Consider the following 16519-nt stretch of genomic DNA (forward strand, 5'->3'; position numbering starts at 1 on the left):
GGCAGCCGTCGTACTCACCAGTAACTAAGTAGCGGCGCTCACGACCCGGGAACCGATCGTCCCGAAGATGATGTGCATGACACGACCGGTGAAAAACACGACGACGACCGCTTTCTACGCGCAGGCCGTCATCTCCTTCGGGCTGTCGGTGGCGGCCCTGGGGATCGGTATCGCCTACCTGCCGGTGACCACCTGGGTCCGGTCCTTCATGGGACTCGGGCTGCTCTATGTGGTGACCTCGACCTTCACGCTCGCCAAGTGCGTCCGGGACAGGAACGAGGAGGCCGCCGTCGTCAGCCGCGTCGACCAGGCCAGGCTGGACAAGCTGCTGGCCGAGCACGACCCCTTCAAGAACGACTGACGGCGACGATGTCGTGGTGACCGCATACGTTTCAGTGTTCGGCGTGCCCGTATTGTTCCGCGCGGGCCTGGTCGGGTGAGGCGGTCCGGGGCTCGGCTCCCGGACCGGGGAGCACGTCGACGTCCGCGGCGTTCATCGGCCGGTCGCACACCGCGCAGCGCAGTTCGACGTGGCCGATCTCGCCGCAGGCGTGGTGGCGGTAGAGAACCGGCGGGCCGGCCTCGCCCGCCGTCCACCGATCACCCCAGCGCACCATCACCAGGAGCAGGTCACACAACTCCAGCCCCTTTGTCGTGAGCTCGTACTCATGGCGAGGCGGTCGGCTCGAATACTCCCGCCGCTCCAGCACACCGTTCTCGGCCAGCCACTTGAGCCGCTCGGCGAGCACCTTGCGGGAGATGTCCAGGCTCTGCTGGATCTGGTCGAAGCGGTTGATGCCGACGTAGACGTTCCGCAGGATCAGCGGTGACCACGGCTCACCGATGACATCCAGCGTGCGGGCGATCGAGCAGGCCATGTCGCCGAATCGGGTTCGCTGCATGGGGGCAGTCTAGGCGAGAGGGTTCCCTGAAGAAACGGTCTCCTGTTATCGTTCTCTTGTCGGTTCCTTTAGGGAACTTACTGGAGGGAGAGCATCATGAACCGTCCTCAGGTCGTATCGGCCCAGGAGTGGCAGGCAGCGCGGGAAGCGCTGCTGGTCAAGGAGAAGGAGAACACCCGTGCGCAGGACGCGCTCGCCGCCGAGAGGCGCAGGATGCCGATGGTCCGGATCGGCGGCGAGGGCAGGGCCGACGGAGGGTACGTGTTCGAGGGCCCGGACGGGCAGGTGAGCATGCTCGACCTGTTCGACGGGCGGCGCCAGCTCATCGTCTACAGCTTCATGTGGCTGGGTGCCGACACCTTCTGTTCGGGGTGTTCGATGTTCACCGACAACATCGGACACCTGAGCCACCTCCACGCCCGTGACACCTCGGTGGTGCTGATCTCCCGCGGCCCGATGTCCGAGATCACACCGTTCAGGGAGCGCATGGGCTGGACGATCCCGTGGTTCTCCTCGCTGGGCAACGACTTCAACGACGACATGGGAGCCGGCGACGGGTTCGCGCTCAACGTCTTCCTTCGCGACGGCGACACCGTCTATCGCACCTACTCCACCACGAGGCGGGGAGTCGAGCGGCTCGGCAGCGGCTGGACCTTCCTCGACCTGACACCGTTCGGCCGGCAGGAGACCTGGGAGGACTCCCCGGAAGGCCGGCCTCAGACCTCGCCCCACACGTGGTGGCGTCTGCACGACGAGTACGAGGTCTGAGCACCAACCGATCGATCACCGCCCGACGGGCGGCCAGGAAGGACCCCGAATGACCGAGACGATCCCCGTCGCCGAACTTCTGTTCGGCGAGGCCGACGCGACACCGTTCAGCACGGACGAAGCGACGGTCAAACCGTGGGACGAGGCGCGGGTGTGTCTTGAGTCCGCGCCGAAGGCCTGGCTCTCCACTGTGTGGCCCGACGGTCGCGCGCACGCCGCGCCCGTACTTCCGGTGTGGGCCGGTGGCGCCCCCTGGATCACCACCCGCCCGAACTCCCGGAAGGGCAGGAACCTCGCGGTCAACCCTCACTGCGCCATCACCGCCGCCGGCGAAAACCTCGATCTCGTGATCGAGGGTAACGCGACCCGGGCGCGGGAGGAGGCCGAGCTTCGGCAGGTGGCCGCCGCCTTCAAGGCCAAGTACCACTGGGAGCTCATGGTGCGCGACGGCTCCGCCTACAGTGACGACCTTCCCGGCTCACCCGAGTACGGCTTCTACCGGGTCACGCCCACGCGCGCCTTCGGTTACGGTTCGGACGGCAGGACGGCGACGCGCTGGCGGTTCGAGTGACCGGGACCGACAGACCTCACACCCGTTCGCGCCCCGCCCGCCGCCCGCACCCGCGCGTTCGCGGCCATCGGCGGGCTCTCGGAGCGCACCGTGGAGTTCGCCGACCTACCGCCGCGACACTCGGTCCTCCGGCGGTGGCCGCCGCGCCGGCGGCACTCGGGGCCGCCCCGTCGGCGGCCGGGTGAGACCCACTCCCCTCAGGACGCCGGAGATTCGCGGATCTCGGCCAAGGAGAGCCTCATGGCGTCGGCGGCACGCGTGAACCAGTCGGAGATGGCGGCCAGTTCGTCCGGGCCATAGCTCTCGAAAAGCTCGGTGAGCCGCCGATAGGTGGGTTCGTACGCTGTCGCGATGCGGGCGGCCGACTTCTCTTCCGGGACGATGCGGACACGGCGGCGGTCACGGGGGTCGGCGACGCGCCGGGCGTAGCCCGCGCTCTCCAGGCGGTTGACCACCCCGGTGACGGCCCCGGTGGTGAGACCGGCCAGCTCGGCGAGACGTCCCGCGGTGAGCGCCTCCTCTCCCGCACCGAGGACGAAGCCGAGACACGTCAGATCCGTGACGTTGATCCCGAGGCGCTCGGCGATCGTGTGCTGCCCCACGAGGCTCAATGCGATCAACCGGTCCATCCGGGCGAGGACCTCCGGCGGCGAGACGACGGCTTCGGATTTGCCTTCCACCACAAAATCCCCTTACTATCTAAGAAGCTTAGCTCATGAGATAAATTATACAGGCCGACCCAACCTAGCGCCCGCCGCCCCTGCGATCCGCCACGACCCCCAGGGACGGTGCTTTCCGATGGAGGAGACGTGGGGATCAGAAAAGACCTCGCGGAATTGACCGCGATCCACGAAGAGCACGACATGGGACACACCGTGGCGGGCTGGACCGGCTCGATCGTCTGCATCATCGGCTTCGCGATCTCCGGGGTGGCGATGACCGCCGCCAACGTCCTCTTCTTCTGGATCGGCGCGGGGGTCGTGATCCTGGGCGGTGCGCTGGGGTGACTCCTCCACCGGCTGGGCTTCGGCAAGGAGATCGGGCCGCGACCGGTGTCGGAGCGCGGCATGCGTCGCCGCCCGGCACCGAGAACACCTGAGGCGGGGGAGGTTCCCGGAGAAGCGGCACGATCCCGTACGGAACCTCACGCCTCCGTCCGCCCGGCCCAGCCCGTGACAGTGGCCCAGGCCGCATCGGGCACGCCCCTCAGCCTCTGACCAGGCCGCACCCCCTATCTGAGCCGACAGGCCGGTCCCTCGAACGAGGGACCGGCCTGTCGGTTTTCCAAGCCTCTCTGCTTCCGGGCCACTCGCCCGTTTCCAGCCTCTCCAGCTCACCCGGACCCGGCCCGGTCAAGTCCGCGAGGGGAGGCGCCCGTCCGAGCGAGGGTCCGACGGGCCAGGGTGTCGGGCGCTCATCCCACATCCGCCAGATGGGACGAAAGCATGCAACTATAGTGTAATTCTCCTACCGGGGCCGCCCAGGCCGCATACCTGGTAAGACGGAGGGAACGCCCGCCCTGTGAACTGCGGGTCTAAGGAGCCTTTCCATGTCACCCGAAGGTGTGAACACGCTCTCGATCTCGGCCGACGTACGCGGAAACGCCATCGTGGTCCGTCTGATCGGCGAGCTTGACTACGACTATGCGCCGATCTTGCGGAGGAATCTCACCCAGGCCTGGAGCCAGGGAACCGGCAACCTGTCATCCAGACTCACACCGCCCACGGCACCCGGCATACCATCGGAGCTTCCAGCGTCCCGGACACCCGACGCGCCGTCCGACCCCGCGGCCCCCTCGTCGCTCGACACACCACCGGGGTTGCCGACACCCTTGGCACCCGGCGCACCCTCCGAACTTCCGACGCCTCCGGCACCGTCGCCCATCCCGGCTCCGCTTCTCACCGAGACGCCGCTCCTCCCTGAGACGTCACTCCTCTCAGGCTCGCCTTTCCTCCCCGAGACACCACTCCTCCCGGAAACCCCTTTCTTTCCGGAGAAATCGCTCTTCCCGGAGTCCCCTCTTCTCCCGGAGACACCACTGCTCGCGGAAGGCTCGCTCACCCCGAAAGATCCGCACCCTTCGGGCCCGCCTCCACCGCTGTCGCCCGAACCTCCCGCACCGTTCTTCCCCGGGAGCCCGCCTCCCCCCGCCCCGGGAAGCCCGCCACCGGTCTTCCCCGAGGAGCCCTCTCCCCTTCCTCCGGACACGCCACCGTCGGACGGGCCGTCTTCGACCCCCACGATGACCTTGTCTTTCCCCCCGCCACCTGCTTCTTCCTCCCCTGAGGCGTCCCCGGCGGCGGGAGCCGAGGTCGCGCCCCGGCTCATCCTCGATCTGGAAGGGCTCACCTTCTGCGACTCCACCGGGCTCGCGGAGCTGCTGTGGATCCTGCGCAAGAGCCAGGAGACGCGGACCCGCCTGGTGCTGGCCGGAGCGAGCCGGACACTGCGTCACATGATGGCCGTCACCGGGCTCCTCGCCCACTTCACGATGGCCACCTCCGTGGAGACGGCCCTCGCGGGAGAGGAACTCGGGGCGGCGGAAGGACACTGACGTGAGGGGTGGACTCCGGGGCACCCCTCAGCCACCCCCACAAAAGGCGCAACCCTGGAGGAGCCTCCACGGACGTCAGAAATCTGAGACGTATATCGTTAAAAAGCACTCATTCGCCTGACAAATAAGTCAATATCTTCTTACGGGAAAATCCACTATCCCTCGAAAGTGGGGTCCCGATGCGGAGGATGTCACCGCGGATGACCGCGGAAGCACTGCCCGAGACCCTGGACGGGCTGCCCGTCAAACCCGGGGAATTCCTCGCCCTCGTGTCCGTGGACTTCACCGGGACCTACCAGGTCTACCTGGCGGCCAAGGACGAGCGGATCAAGATGACCCGGCTGTCCATGAGCCTGCTCGCCGCCCCGTTCGCCGCCGCGGTCGCACTGGCCAGCGCGAAGGTGGTCAGCCCGGCGATGCTCACCACCTGGCACAGCGTGCCCTGGCACCTGTTCGCGATGACCGCCGCGTTCGGGCTGCTCAGCGTGCTGCCCTTCCTCCGGCTGATCGAGGCGGTCAACGCGCACATGAGGACCGCGCGGGCGCTCAACAACTTCCGCCTGCTCTACACGGTCCACCTCAAGGACCAGTTCGCGGCCCTCGGCTGGACTCCCAACCTGCCGGTGGATCCCCGCTATCCGGAGACGTACGCGCCACTCGCCTGGCCGGGGATCAACGTGATGATGCTCGCCCTGGTCAACAGCTCCTACATCGCGGTCGGCGTGCTCGGGATGATCGGGACCGCACCGACCGTCGCCCTGCTCCTGGTGGTCATCGGACTGCTCGCGCTGGTCCACTATTTCGTCTACTACGTCCGCGCCAATGTTTCCCGGCAACGCCGGCTCCCACACAATCCCTTCCATTTCCCCAACGTGGAGACCTGAATGCCCGACCTCCTCAGATTCGCGTCTTGTGGGGAGACGTGGATCTGGCTGATGCGACATGTGACACACAACGGCGGGCCCGCCCTGGACGACCGCGGCCCGATCATCGAGGCTCCGGCGGTGCTCTTCGAGGTCGCCAGCCTGGCCTGGGACGATCCGGTCCTGAAAAGCTACGGCGAGGCCGGAAAGATCCCGCTGTACTCCAGCAAGTTCAGCGAGCGATCGGTCGTCCCACCGTTCAAATACAGTTACGGAGGGCGACTCCGCCAGTTTCTCGGCGTCGACCAACTCGGCTGGATCACCGACGTGCTGCGCGCCAAGCCGTACACCAAGAGCGGCTGGATCTCGCTCACCGCTCCCGGCGAGTCTCCCGACGCGGTGCCCTGCCTGACCAGCCTCGCCTTCAGGCTCCGTGCCGGGAGGCTGGTCATGACCGCCGCCTTCCGGTCGCAGAACGTCTACACGTCCTATCTGAACTACGTACCGCTGCGCGGCATCCAGCGCGAGGTCGCGGACGGCCTCACGGTCGGCTGCGGATCGATGAGGGTCTTCGTCGACGTGCCGCACATCTACGCCGCGGACGAGGCGACGGTCGGGGAGATCCTCCGGCTGTCGGAGGATGACGGGCCCGGCGAGAGAGTCCCGGGCCCCGATCATCGGATCTGCCCCGTTCCCTGACCGCTCCACGACCGTGTCCTGAGCGCCGGCCAGGACACGGTCGTGATCCTTTTCACCTCACCTGAAGCGGCGCAGCCGCAGGCTGTTGCTCACCACGAACACCGAGGAGAGCGCCATCGCACCCCCGGCGATCATCGGGGTGAGCAGGCCGAACGCGGCCAGCGGGATGGCGGCGACGTTGTAGGCGAAGGCCCAGAACAGGTTGCCCCTGATCGTGCGCAGCGTGCGGCGGGACAGTCTGATCGCGTCGGCGGCCACCCGCAGGTCGCCCCTGACCAGGGTGAGGTCGGAGGCCTCGATCGCGACGTCGGTGCCGGTGCCCATCGCCATGCCGAGATCGGCCTGGGCTAGCGCGGCGGCGTCGTTCACCCCGTCGCCGATCATGGCCACGGTGCGGCCCTCGGACTGGAGCCGCTTGACGACCTCCACCTTGTCGGCGGGCAGCACGTCGGCGATCACGTCCTCGACGCCGACGGCCTCGGCGACCGTACGGGCCACCGTCTCGTTGTCGCCGGTGAGCAGGATCGGACGCAGGCCGAGCGCGCGCAGCGCGGCGACCGCCTCGGCCGAGGTGGGCTTGATCGCGTCGGCGACGGTGAGCACCGCGCGGGCCTTCCCGTCCCAGCCGACCGCGATCGCCGTCTCCCCGCGCGTCTGTGCCCGCTCCAGCTCCTCCTCCAACTCCGGTGGCAGGTGCTGCGACCAGTCGGCGAGCAGCTGGGGCCGCCCGACGAGGACGGCGTGCCCGTCGACGACGCCCTGGACGCCGAGGCCCTCGATGTTCGCGAAGTCCTCGACCTCGGCGGTGGAGTCCGCCGCGCGGGCGACGGCGCGGGCGACGGGATGCTCGGAGGCGCCCTCCAGGGCTCCGGCCAGCCGGAGCACCTCCTCGCGCTTCTCACCGGCGGCGGGGAAGACGTCCTTGAGGGTCATCGTGCCCGACGTCACGGTGCCGGTCTTGTCCAGGACCACGGTGTCGATGCCGTGGGTCGACTCCAGCGCCTCCGGACCCTTGATCAGGATTCCCAGCTGGGCGCCCCGGCCGGTGCCGACCATCAGCGCGGTCGGCGTGGCGAGGCCCAGGGCGCAGGGGCAGGCGATGATCAGCACCGCCACGGCTGCGGTGAAGGCCGCGGCGGCGCCTGAGCCGGTACCGAGCCAGAAGCCCAGCGTGGCCACGGACAGCGCGATCACGATCGGCACGAACACCGCGGAGATCCGGTCGGCCAGCCGCTGCACGGCGGCCTTGCCGTTCTGCGCGTCCTCCACCAGCCTGGCCATCTGGGCGAGCTGGGTGTCCGAGCCGACCCTGGTGGCCCTGACCACGAGCCGCCCCCCGGCGTTCACGGTGGCGCCGACCACCGCGTCATCCGGCCGTACCTCGACGGGGACCGACTCGCCGGTCAGCATGGACGTGTCCACGGCCGAGGAGCCCTCCTCGACCACGCCGTCCGTCGCGATCTTCTCCCCCGGCCGTACGACGAAGAGGTCGCCCGCCTTGAGCGCACCGACAGGGACGAGTTTCCCCGAGGCGAGCGTGACCTCCTTGGCGCCCATCGACATCAGCGCGCGAAGCGCGGAACCGGCTCGGCGCTTGGAGCGCGCCTCGAAGTAGCGGCCCGCGAGGATGAAGGTGGTCACCCCGGCGGCGGCCTCGAAGTAGATGTTTCCCGAGCCCTCGCCCCCGGACAGGGTGAACTCGAAGCCGTGTCGCATGCCCGGCATGCCAGCCGTGCCGAAGAACAGCGCCCAGAGGGACCAGGAGAAGGCGGCGATCGTCCCCATCGAGACCAGCGTGTCCATGGTCGCGGCGCCGTGCCGCAGGTTGGTCCAGGCCGCCCGGTGGAAGGGCCACCCTCCGTAGACCACGACGGGACCGGCCAGGGCGAGGGAGAGCCACTGCCAGTTGTCGAACTGAAGCACCGGGATCATCGCCATCGCGATGACCGGCACCGAGAGCACGACGGAGGTGATCAGGCGCTGCCTGAGAGGGGTGAGCCCGTCCCGCTCTCCCTCCTCCTCACCGGCCGCCCCTTCCGTCTTCTCGGACGCCGGAGGCGCGGGCGGCTCGGCGGTGTATCCGGCCTTCTCCACCTCCGCGACGAGGTCGTCGGGGGTGATGTCCGCGGGGTAGGTGACCTTCGCCTTCTCGGTGGCGTAGTTGACGGTCGCGGTCACGCCGTCCAGCTTGTTGAGCTTGCGCTCGATGCGGGCCGCGCAGGAGGCGCAGGTCATGCCGCCGATGGCGAGTTCGATCTCGCCGCGGGCGGATGCTTCGCCGGTGGTCATGGACATCACGACCTCTCCTCGTCCCTTGCCTCGTGTCCTGGCCGTCGTGCGTGGCCCGGGGTCGTCACCGGACGGCCCGCGGGGGCGAAACCCTCGTCGCCGTCCGGGAGCGGGCCCGTCCACCGTCCCGGCACGTGATGGGTGTGCCCAGACATATGTCTCTCCTCGTTATGAGAACGCGTAACCCCTATGGGGTATTTCACGGTTGGTGGCTGTGCCCGTGGCCGTCGCCCGACGAGGCTCCGCCATCCTCGGGGTCCGGGCTGGTGGCGGCGGTGAACGCGGCGGTGCGCACGGTCCCGCCGTGCTTGAAGTCCAGGTAGAGCCCATAGGTCCCCGCGCTCGGCACCTCGGCGTAGAAGGTGATGTTCGGGCCGGACGTGGTGCGCCCGTCACCGGGTTCGCCGTCGGGGTGCACGTGCAGATAGGCCAGGTCGCCGTCACGCAGCGCGACCAGGTGCCCGTACGCGGCCAGGTAGGGCTCCAGATCGGTGACCGGCTCGCCGTCCTTGGCGACCGAGAGCGTGAGCATGCTCGTACGGCCGGGAATGAGATCGCCCTTCAGGGTGACGGTGTAGTCGCCCACGGTGGCGGTCTCGGCCGGGACCGCGAGCGGTTTCGGCCGGTAGTCGCCCGCCACCGACAGGTCCATGCCGAGGGTCAGCGGCCCCGCGCCCTCGGGGGCGAAGTCGGCGAACGCGCGATACTCCCCTGCGGCGGGAAGCTTGAGCGGGACCGACCACACCCCGCCTCCCAGCTGGGTGGGATGCAGGTGCTGGAAACCCGTCAGGTCGCGGCGCACCATGATGAGGTGCAGCTTCTTGTCGTGCTGCGTGGTGAAACCGGTGACGGGGGAGCCGTCGGGGCCGATCACCGTGAAGCGGAAGTCGGTCCGCTTGCCCACCTTGACCTCGTCGGTCTCCGGCATGAGCATGTATCCGTCCTGGGAGACCTGGAGCCCCGCGGGAACGGCCGGCGCCTTCGCGGCCGTCGCGTGCTGATGGGCTCCGTGCTCCGAGCCCTCACCCTCGCCCCGCTCGGCACCGGCACCCTGAGAGCTCTGGGCCTCCGCGTCTCCGATCGGACCGGCCATCCGGCCCGCCCCCAGGGCGCCGCCGAACACCACGGCCAGCACCAGCGCGTACGCCCCCACCTTGAGCGCGCCGTTCATCGTGATCACCCCTCTCAGATACCCATAGGGGGTATCCTCTCGCTCGCCTACAGTGCCACACCACCACCCTTTTGGGCAACCCCTGGGGGGTATACCTGACGCCGGTCTCCAGGTCACAGGATGACCGATGCACAGGGGGATGAAGGGACTTACCGGAATTCTGAGAATCCTGAGGCCTCCGGAAGATCGCGGGCAGGCCCCATCCCACCCCGGGCGTCCCTTGCCTCCCCCAAGCCCCCCGGAACGCCTCCCCGGGCCCCGAGGCGCCGTCCCATCCCTCCGGGCTCCTCCGGGACGCCTCCCCGTTTCCGCCGGTGGGCGGGTCCGGCGTGAGCACCTCCTTCGATCCCCGGCGGAGCGCGTCCTCGCGGGGCGTCGGGGTGCGGATCAGGACGGCAGACGCCGGACACGCTCCGAGGACGGGTCGTAGAGAGGTTCCGCGGTGACGGCGGCGCCCACCCAGGTCCCGGTGACACCGACCTCGACCCGGTCGCCGGGGGCGGTGCCCTCGGGCAGGTAGGCGTAGGCGATCGAGCGATCGACGCGGTGGCCGTACCCGCCACTCGTCACCCGCGAGGCGGGCAGCCCACCGACACGGACCGGCTCCCCGCCCAGGCAGACCTGGCGGGGGTCGTCCAGGACCAGGCAGAACAGACGTCGCACGGGACGAGTGCCGGCCGATCGGTCGCCGGACGAGTGGTCGACGGTCGAGTGGTCGGCGGCGGGACGGGCATCGGCCGGGCTGTCTTCAGCGAGACGGTCGCCGGACGAGCGGTCGTCAGCTGGACGGTCGCCGATGAGGCGGCGGGCGGATTCCAGGGCCGCGCGGCCGATGAAGTCCTTGTCACGGGCGACCGCGAACCCCAGGCCCGCCTCATAGGGGGTGGTCTCCGGGGTGATGTCCATGCCCCAGACGCGGTAGCCCTTCTCCAGGCGCATCGAGTCGATCGCGCGGTACCCGGCAGGCCGCATGCCGTACGGCGCTCCGGCCTCCATGAGCGTGTCCCACAGCGTCAGCCCGTACTCCGACGGGCAGTACAGCTCCCAGCCGAACTCGCCCACGAACGTCACCCGCTGGGCCAGCACCGGGACGTTCCCCACGCTGATCTCCCTCGCCCTCATGTAGCCGAAGGTGAGGTCGTCGCCGGACACGGAACCGAGGATGTCGAGCGCCCGCGGACCCCACAGGCAGTAGCAGGCGTGGGCCGAGGTGACGTCTCGAACGTCGAGACCCCGGCCCCTGAGCCAGGCGGCGTCGTGAACGCCGAAGGCGGTGCCGGTGACCAGACGGAAACGGTCGTCCGCCAGGCGGGTGACGGTCAGGTCGGCCTCGATGCCGCCGCGCCCGTTGAGGAGCTGGGTGTAGACGATCGAGCCGACGGGCCTGTCGATCTGCCCGGCGCACGCCCGCTGCAACCTCTCCAGGGCTCCGGGCCCCGAGACCTCCAGCTTGGAGAACGAGGTCTGGTCGAACAGGCCCGCGGCGTCGCGGGTGGCCAGGCACTCCTCGCGTACGGCGGGCGACCAGATCCGGCCCGCCCAGCCGTGAGGGCGAGGGCTCCGGCCGTCCGGGGCGTCCACGGGAAGAGTCTCACCCGCCCCGGCCGGGCGCCCGCCGGGTTCGTACCAGTTGACCCGCTCCCAGCCGGACTTCTCGCCGAACACCGCCCCCAGCTCCACGTGCCGTACCCAGGCGGGAGAGCGGCGGAGAGGGCGGGCGGCGGTGCGCTCCTCGCCGGGGTAGACGATGTCGTAGTACTTCGAGTACGAGTCCAGGGCCTTGGCGCGAGTCCACGATGCGGAACGGGCATGGGATCCGAAACGCCTCAGATCCATACCAAACATGTCATACTCCGGCGACCCGTCCACGATCCATTCGGCCATCACCTTGCCCACGCCTCCGGCGGCCGCCAGGCCGTGGACACAGAATCCGGCCGCCGCCCACAACCCGCGGACCGGGGTCTCACCGAGCAGGAACTCACCGTCCGGGGTGAACGCCTCGGGCCCGTGGACGACCTTTGTGATCTTGCTGTTGGCCAGGGCGGGAACCCTTCGCACCGCCGATTCCCACGATTCCCGAAATTTCGGCATATCAGGGGGAAAGAGGGTCCGAGGCTCCTCCAAAGGAGCGGCCGTGTCCCATATCTCAGGATTCCTGATATATCCGCCTACCAAAATGCCGGCGTTCTCTTCCCGGAAATAGACAATGTTGTCCGGATCCCGCACTGTAGGCATGGACGAAGGAACCCCGAATGGCTCGGTGACCACGTATTGATGCTTTATCGGCACAACCGGAATGTCCACCCCGGCCGTCCGTCCGACCCGCCCACTCGCCGCGCCCGCCGCGACGACCACGGTCTCCGCCTGGACCGACCACTCCTCGGCGTCGCCGGAGCCCTCGGCCCCCGACGCGAGGCGCACCCCGGCGACCGTGCCGTTCTTCACGTCGATCCCCGTCACCCTGGTACCGGTGTATATCCGCACGCCCAGCTTCCGCGCCCCCGCCGCCAGCGCCCTGGCCAGCAGTGCCGGGTCCAGCCAGCCGTCCCCCGGCAGCCAGAGCGCGGCCCGCACGTCGTCGGCGCGCAGCAGCGGGAGCATCTCCTTCGCCTCGGCGCCGGAGATCATCTCCAGGCCGAGCCCGTAGGTCTCCCCGGCCCCGGCGAGCCTCAGCGACTCCTCCACCCGCTCGGGCGTGGTCGCGAGGCGGAGGCCGCCGACCCCGCGCCATCCCGGGTCCAGCCCGGTGAGCTCGGCGAGTTCGGGGTAGAGACCGGCCGAGTACATGATCATCTTGGTCTGTGTGACGGTCGAGCGGAGCTGGCCCACGAAACCGGCCGAGTGCCAGGTGGTTCCCTCGGTGAGCTCGTGCCGCTCGACGAGGATCACCTCGCTCCAGCCGAGCCTCGCGAGGTGGTAGGCCACGCTGCAACCGGCCACCCCGCCGCCGATCACGACGGCTCGCGCGGATCTGGGAAGTTTCACGGCAGGGAACCCCTCTGTAACAACTAGTCCACAGAATCGGATCAATGGTATGAAGGTAGGCCAAAGGAGGGCGGCATGCCAGATCCTCTAGCGGACGTCCGAGAATGGGCTGGTCAGCCCATAACCGAGACTCCGATCAAGGGTGGACTCAGCCACCGGATCTCACGGCTCACCACGGCCGACGGGCAGCGCTGGTTGCTGCGCGTGCTGGATCCCCGGGTGTCGGAGGCCGGCCTGGGCATACCTCTCGACCAGGAGATCGCCAACACGGTCCACGCGGCGGACGCCGGGGTCGGACCCAGGGTGCTGCACCGGCTGCCGGGCGCGCTGGTGCTGGAGTATCTCGACGGTGTCACCCTGGACGCCCACGCCGTACGGACGATTCCCGGCCCCGTCGCGGCGGCCTGCCGCCGGCTGCACGCCGGACCTCGGTTCGTCAACGACTTCTCCATCTTCCGCAAGCTCGACGAGTTTCTCGCCCCGTGCCGTACCCACGATCTGAGCACACCCGACGGCTACCGGGATCGCCTTCCCGCGGCGGCGGAGATCGAAAGGGCGCTCGCCGCCGATCCGCTGCCCACGGTGCCGTGTCACAACGACCTGCTGCCGGAGAACTTCATCCGCTGCGGCGGTGAGGTGAGGATCGTCGACTACCAGCTCTCGGGGAACAACGACCCGGCCTTCGAACTGGGCGACATCGCCGCCGAGGCGGACTACGACCCGGACCTGACCACCCGGCTCGCCCGCGCCTACTTCGGCACCGACGACCGGAGACTCGCCTCCAGGGTCCGGCTCAACCTGATCATGTCCAACCTGACCTGGACACTCTGGTTCTCCGTACACCACGGGCTGCTCAAGGAGCAGGCCGCCGACGCCGACTTCGACTACGAGGCCGAGGCCGCCGACAAGTTCTCGCAAGCCGTACGAGACCTGGACGACCCCGGGTTCGGACGGCTCGTCGACGACGTCCGGGGCGCGAGCTCCGGATTCCCACCCCCCGCATAACCCCCCAAGGAGGCTTGAGTGACCAAGCCAACGTCGGTCGACGAGGACGCGAAGCGACTCGCCGAACTCGGTTACAAGCAGGAACTCTCCAGAACCTGGAGCGGCTTCTCCAACTTCGCCATCTCCTTCTCGATCATCTCCATCCTGGCAGGCTGCTTCACCACGTTCGGCCAGGCGTGGAACAACGGTGGACCCATCGCCATCTCGTGGGGGTGGCCGCTGATCTCGATCTTCATCCTGATCATCGGGCTGTGCATGTCGGAACTGGTCTCGGCCTATCCGACCGCCGGTGGCATCTACTGGTGGGCCGCCAAGATGGGCAAGCCGATCCACGGCTGGTTCACCGGGTGGTTCAACCTCGTCGGCCTGATCGCCGTGACGGCCTCGGTCGACTACGGCTGCGCGACCTTCCTGAACATCACCCTCAACCGGTTCTTCCCCGCCTGGGACCCCAGCCTGACCAACGCGTTCATCCTGTTCGCGGTCATCCTCACCCTGCACGGCATGATCAACATCTTCAGTCACCGGTTGATCTCGACGCTGCAGAACGTCTCGGTGTGGTGGCACGTCTTCGGCGCGGCGGTCGTCGTACTGATCCTGATCTTCGGCCCCGACTCGCACCAGTCGATGTCGTTCGTCTTCACCGAGACGATCAACAACTCCGGCTTCTCCGACTCGTCGTACTGGTTCTACGTGCTGCCGCTCGGCTTCCTGCTCACCCAGTACACGATCACCGGGTTCGACGCGTGCGCCCACGTGTCGGAGGAGACCCAGGGCGCCTCCACCGCCGCCGCCCGAGGGCTGTGGCAGTCGATCTTCTACTCGGCGATCGGCGGCTGGATCCTGCTGCTCGCCTTCCTGTTCGCGGCGACCGACGTGGACGCGGTGAACGAGGCGGGCGGCTTCGTCGGCGCCATCTTCGACAGCGCGCTCCCCGGCAACCTGGCCACGGCGATCTTCACGATCTCCACCATCGGCCAGTTCTTCTGCGGGATGAGCTGCGTGACCTCGATGTCCCGGATGACCTACGCCTTCTCCCGCGACGGCGCCATCCCCGGCTGGCGCCTGTGGTCGAAGGTGGACGCCAACCGGACCCCCGTCAACGCGATCGTCTTCGGCTGCGCGGCCGCGCTCGTCCTCACCCTGCCCGCGTTGTACGAGGCCCCCGGCGGTCTGCCGCTCGCCTTCTACGCGGTCGTGTCGGTGGCGGTCATCGGCCTCTACATCGCCTTCGCGATCCCGATCTGGCTGCGGCTGCGGATGGGTGACCGGTTCGAGCCGGGCCCCTGGACGCTGGGGTCGAAGTACAAGGTCATGTGCTGGATCGCGATCGTCGAGATCGTCATCGTCTCGATCTACTTCATCATGCCGCTCGTTCCGGCCGCCGTGCCGTTCAGCGACGACTTCACCTGGACCGCGGTCAACTACGCGCCGATCGTGGTCGGCGTGATGGTGCTGGCCGTGGGCCTGTGGTGGGTGCTGTCGGCGAGGCACTGGTTCACCGGCCCGCGCCGCACGATCGACATGAACGAGGCGTTCGACCCGACCGGCACGGCCGGCGGGGAACCGACCGGCTGACCGCCCCGCGGGGCCTCCCGCCGACCGGCCCCGGAGAAGACCGGAAAACGAGCCCCGCACCGCGAGGCCATCGCACCGACCGTTCCCGGAGAGGACCGGGAAACGAGCCGACCGGCCCTGGAGAGGGCCGGTCAGCTCGCCTCGAAGGCCTCCGCCACCGCCGCACGGACCCGATCCATCGTCGTGGCGGCGGGGGTCCCCGTTGAGGTCGTGAACGTCATGCCCTTCGCCATGGCGGCGGCGGGGATCTCCCGCCCCATGGACGTCATGTCCACGTCGGGCATGCCGCAGGCCACGGCCCAGTTCCACGGGGTCAGGTCGCCGTCGACGTTGAGGGCGAACCCGTGACTGGTGACACCGCGGCTCTGCCGCATGCCGATCGAGACGATCTTGCGTCCCGTCTCGGCCGTCCACACGCCGGTGAGCAGTTCCGAGCCCGGCGGGGTGTCGCGGCGCTCGGCCGGGACGCCCAGCGCGCCGAGCGCGCCGACGAGCCTCAGCTCGACCTCGCGGACGTAGTCGACGATCCCCTCGCCCTCGCCGAGCTTGACGATCAGGTATCCGACCAGCTGGCCGGGGCCGTGGTAGGTGAGCTGCCCGCCGCGACCCGTGCTCACGACCGGGATGCCGTGAGCGGGGTCGGGCAGGTGCTGCTCAGGGGTTCGCCTGCCCACGGTGTACACCTGCGGGTGGCTGAGCAACCAGAGCGTGTCGGGGCGCTCGTCGCGCTGCCGCTGACCGACCATGTCGGTCATCCGCTCCATCGCCTTCTCGTAGTCGACCAGGTCGTCCTGGACCAGGGACATTGGGCGTCGCCTCATGCCCCCAGCTTAATTTCACCGGGACGCGCCGTGACCCGGGGTCCGGAACACCGGCCCGCGCCCTAGTAGCGGGCTGCGGGCGCCTTGGGGACGAAGATCCACATCAGCACGTAGGCGACCCACAGGGGCCCTGGGATGAGTGAGAGCAGCAGCCAGAACACCCGGACAAGGGTGGGCGGCATGTTGAGACTGTCCGCGATCCCGCCGCAGACTCCGGCGATTATCTTGTGATTTCTCGAACGGTACACGTTGCCTCTCTCGAATCGATGTTCTTCGTCCTTTCAAACGAACGACCGGAACCCATCCGTTCCCG

The 16519-nt window shown here is 68.7% G+C and carries 17 protein-coding genes; 9 read left to right on the plus strand and 8 right to left on the minus strand.

Annotation, left to right across the window (positions count from 1 at the left end; genetic code table 11):
* Positions 1–76 precede the first annotated feature (76 nt).
* Positions 77–361, plus strand: a complete 285-nt coding sequence (locus ACIBH4_RS10450) for a YiaA/YiaB family inner membrane protein (protein WP_362503698.1) — start codon at positions 77–79, stop codon at positions 359–361.
* Positions 362–392: 31 nt separating this feature from the next.
* Here ACIBH4_RS10450 and ACIBH4_RS10455 read toward each other — a convergent pair whose 3' ends face one another.
* The gene (locus ACIBH4_RS10455; protein WP_362764949.1) at positions 393–902 is read right to left on the minus strand and encodes a helix-turn-helix domain-containing protein; all 510 of its coding nucleotides are present in this window, start codon (positions 900–902) and stop codon (positions 393–395) included.
* A 96-nt stretch (positions 903–998) separates the two neighbouring features.
* Here ACIBH4_RS10455 and ACIBH4_RS10460 point away from each other — a divergent pair, with 96 nt between their 5' ends.
* Entirely contained in the window at positions 999–1670 is a 672-nt protein-coding gene (locus ACIBH4_RS10460) for a DUF899 domain-containing protein (protein ID WP_362764946.1), read from the plus strand.
* A 49-nt stretch (positions 1671–1719) separates the two neighbouring features.
* Positions 1720–2241, plus strand: coding sequence for a pyridoxamine 5'-phosphate oxidase family protein (locus tag ACIBH4_RS10465; protein WP_362503707.1), 522 nt, complete (start codon positions 1720–1722; stop codon positions 2239–2241).
* Between the two features lie 197 nt (positions 2242–2438).
* Here the strand turns inward: ACIBH4_RS10465 and ACIBH4_RS10470 are convergent, their stop codons facing one another.
* Positions 2439–2921, minus strand: coding sequence for a MarR family transcriptional regulator (locus tag ACIBH4_RS10470; protein WP_362503710.1), 483 nt, complete (start codon positions 2919–2921; stop codon positions 2439–2441).
* A 129-nt stretch (positions 2922–3050) separates the two neighbouring features.
* Here ACIBH4_RS10470 and ACIBH4_RS10475 point away from each other — a divergent pair, with 129 nt between their 5' ends.
* Positions 3051–3248: an HGxxPAAW family protein gene (locus ACIBH4_RS10475; RefSeq protein WP_362503713.1), complete on the plus strand. Its 198-nt coding sequence runs from the start codon at positions 3051–3053 to the stop codon at positions 3246–3248.
* 634 nt (positions 3249–3882) lie between these two features.
* On the opposite strand, the gene ACIBH4_RS10480 is transcribed toward ACIBH4_RS10475, so the two are convergent.
* Positions 3883–4302 carry a hypothetical protein gene (locus tag ACIBH4_RS10480; RefSeq protein WP_362503716.1) on the minus strand — a complete coding sequence of 140 codons (420 nt, stop codon included), beginning with the start codon at positions 4300–4302 and terminating at the stop codon, positions 3883–3885.
* A gap of 181 nt (positions 4303–4483) precedes the next feature.
* Between ACIBH4_RS10480 and ACIBH4_RS10485 the strand changes: the two genes are divergently transcribed.
* The 3 genes from ACIBH4_RS10485 to ACIBH4_RS10495 all read left to right on the plus strand — a co-directional run bounded on the left by ACIBH4_RS10485 (position 4484) and on the right by ACIBH4_RS10495 (position 6357).
* Positions 4484–4795 carry an STAS domain-containing protein gene (locus tag ACIBH4_RS10485; RefSeq protein ID WP_362503719.1) on the plus strand — a complete coding sequence of 104 codons (312 nt, stop codon included), beginning with the start codon at positions 4484–4486 and terminating at the stop codon, positions 4793–4795.
* A gap of 200 nt (positions 4796–4995) precedes the next feature.
* Positions 4996–5679: a hypothetical protein gene (locus tag ACIBH4_RS10490; RefSeq protein ID WP_362503722.1), complete on the plus strand. Its 684-nt coding sequence runs from the start codon at positions 4996–4998 to the stop codon at positions 5677–5679.
* A 51-nt stretch (positions 5680–5730) separates the two neighbouring features.
* The gene (locus ACIBH4_RS10495; RefSeq protein WP_362503725.1) at positions 5731–6357 is read left to right on the plus strand and encodes a hypothetical protein; all 627 of its coding nucleotides are present in this window, start codon (positions 5731–5733) and stop codon (positions 6355–6357) included.
* A gap of 57 nt (positions 6358–6414) precedes the next feature.
* Here ACIBH4_RS10495 and ACIBH4_RS10500 read toward each other — a convergent pair whose 3' ends face one another.
* From ACIBH4_RS10500 to ACIBH4_RS10510, 3 genes are all read right to left on the minus strand, one after another.
* Complete coding sequence (locus ACIBH4_RS10500; protein ID WP_362764968.1) at positions 6415–8646, minus strand: heavy metal translocating P-type ATPase; 2232 nt, start codon at positions 8644–8646, stop codon at positions 6415–6417.
* A 199-nt stretch (positions 8647–8845) separates the two neighbouring features.
* On the minus strand, positions 8846–9817 hold the full coding sequence (locus tag ACIBH4_RS10505; protein WP_362764966.1) for a hypothetical protein: 972 nt from the start codon (positions 9815–9817) through the stop codon (positions 8846–8848).
* Positions 9818–10204: 387 nt separating this feature from the next.
* A complete protein-coding gene (locus ACIBH4_RS10510; RefSeq protein ID WP_362764943.1) occupies positions 10205–12802 on the minus strand; it encodes an FAD-dependent oxidoreductase in 2598 nt (865 codons plus the stop codon).
* A 75-nt stretch (positions 12803–12877) separates the two neighbouring features.
* On the opposite strand from ACIBH4_RS10510, the gene ACIBH4_RS10515 reads away from it, so the two are divergent.
* Together ACIBH4_RS10515 and ACIBH4_RS10520 are read left to right on the plus strand one after the other, a co-directional pair.
* The gene (locus ACIBH4_RS10515) at positions 12878–13807 is read left to right on the plus strand and encodes a phosphotransferase (RefSeq protein WP_362764941.1); all 930 of its coding nucleotides are present in this window, start codon (positions 12878–12880) and stop codon (positions 13805–13807) included.
* Between the two features lie 18 nt (positions 13808–13825).
* Positions 13826–15385: an amino acid permease gene (locus ACIBH4_RS10520; RefSeq protein WP_362503734.1), complete on the plus strand. Its 1560-nt coding sequence runs from the start codon at positions 13826–13828 to the stop codon at positions 15383–15385.
* Between the two features lie 131 nt (positions 15386–15516).
* On the opposite strand, the gene lipB is transcribed toward ACIBH4_RS10520, so the two are convergent.
* Together lipB and ACIBH4_RS10530 are read right to left on the minus strand one after the other, a co-directional pair.
* Positions 15517–16206 carry a lipoyl(octanoyl) transferase LipB gene (lipB, locus tag ACIBH4_RS10525; protein ID WP_362503737.1) on the minus strand — a complete coding sequence of 230 codons (690 nt, stop codon included), beginning with the start codon at positions 16204–16206 and terminating at the stop codon, positions 15517–15519.
* 62 nt (positions 16207–16268) lie between these two features.
* Positions 16269–16454, minus strand: a complete 186-nt coding sequence (locus ACIBH4_RS10530) for a PspC domain-containing protein (protein WP_350942895.1) — start codon at positions 16452–16454, stop codon at positions 16269–16271.
* Positions 16455–16519 lie beyond the last annotated feature (65 nt).

It is taken from the genome of Streptosporangium sp. NPDC050284 (genome assembly GCF_044459525.1).
In the GTDB taxonomy this organism is placed as follows: Bacteria; Actinomycetota; Actinomycetes; order Streptosporangiales; family Streptosporangiaceae; genus Streptosporangium.

Coding starts and splice junctions, on each gene's coding strand:
- ACIBH4_RS10450 (WP_362503698.1), top strand. CDS start 77: ATGACACGACCGGTGAAAAACACGACGACGACCGCTTTCTACGCGCAG.
- ACIBH4_RS10495 (WP_362503725.1), top strand. CDS start 5,731: ATGCGACATGTGACACACAACGGCGGGCCCGCCCTGGACGACCGCGGC.
- ACIBH4_RS10455 (WP_362764949.1), bottom strand. CDS start 902: ATGCAGCGAACCCGATTCGGCGACATGGCCTGCTCGATCGCCCGCACG.
- ACIBH4_RS10460 (WP_362764946.1), top strand. CDS start 999: ATGAACCGTCCTCAGGTCGTATCGGCCCAGGAGTGGCAGGCAGCGCGG.
- ACIBH4_RS10490 (WP_362503722.1), top strand. CDS start 4,996: ATGACCGCGGAAGCACTGCCCGAGACCCTGGACGGGCTGCCCGTCAAA.
- ACIBH4_RS10465 (WP_362503707.1), top strand. CDS start 1,720: ATGACCGAGACGATCCCCGTCGCCGAACTTCTGTTCGGCGAGGCCGAC.
- ACIBH4_RS10485 (WP_362503719.1), top strand. CDS start 4,484: ATGACCTTGTCTTTCCCCCCGCCACCTGCTTCTTCCTCCCCTGAGGCG.
- lipB (WP_362503737.1), bottom strand. CDS start 16,206: ATGAGGCGACGCCCAATGTCCCTGGTCCAGGACGACCTGGTCGACTAC.
- ACIBH4_RS10515 (WP_362764941.1), top strand. CDS start 12,878: ATGCCAGATCCTCTAGCGGACGTCCGAGAATGGGCTGGTCAGCCCATA.
- ACIBH4_RS10505 (WP_362764966.1), bottom strand. CDS start 9,817: ATGAACGGCGCGCTCAAGGTGGGGGCGTACGCGCTGGTGCTGGCCGTG.
- ACIBH4_RS10500 (WP_362764968.1), bottom strand. CDS start 8,646: ATGACCACCGGCGAAGCATCCGCCCGCGGCGAGATCGAACTCGCCATC.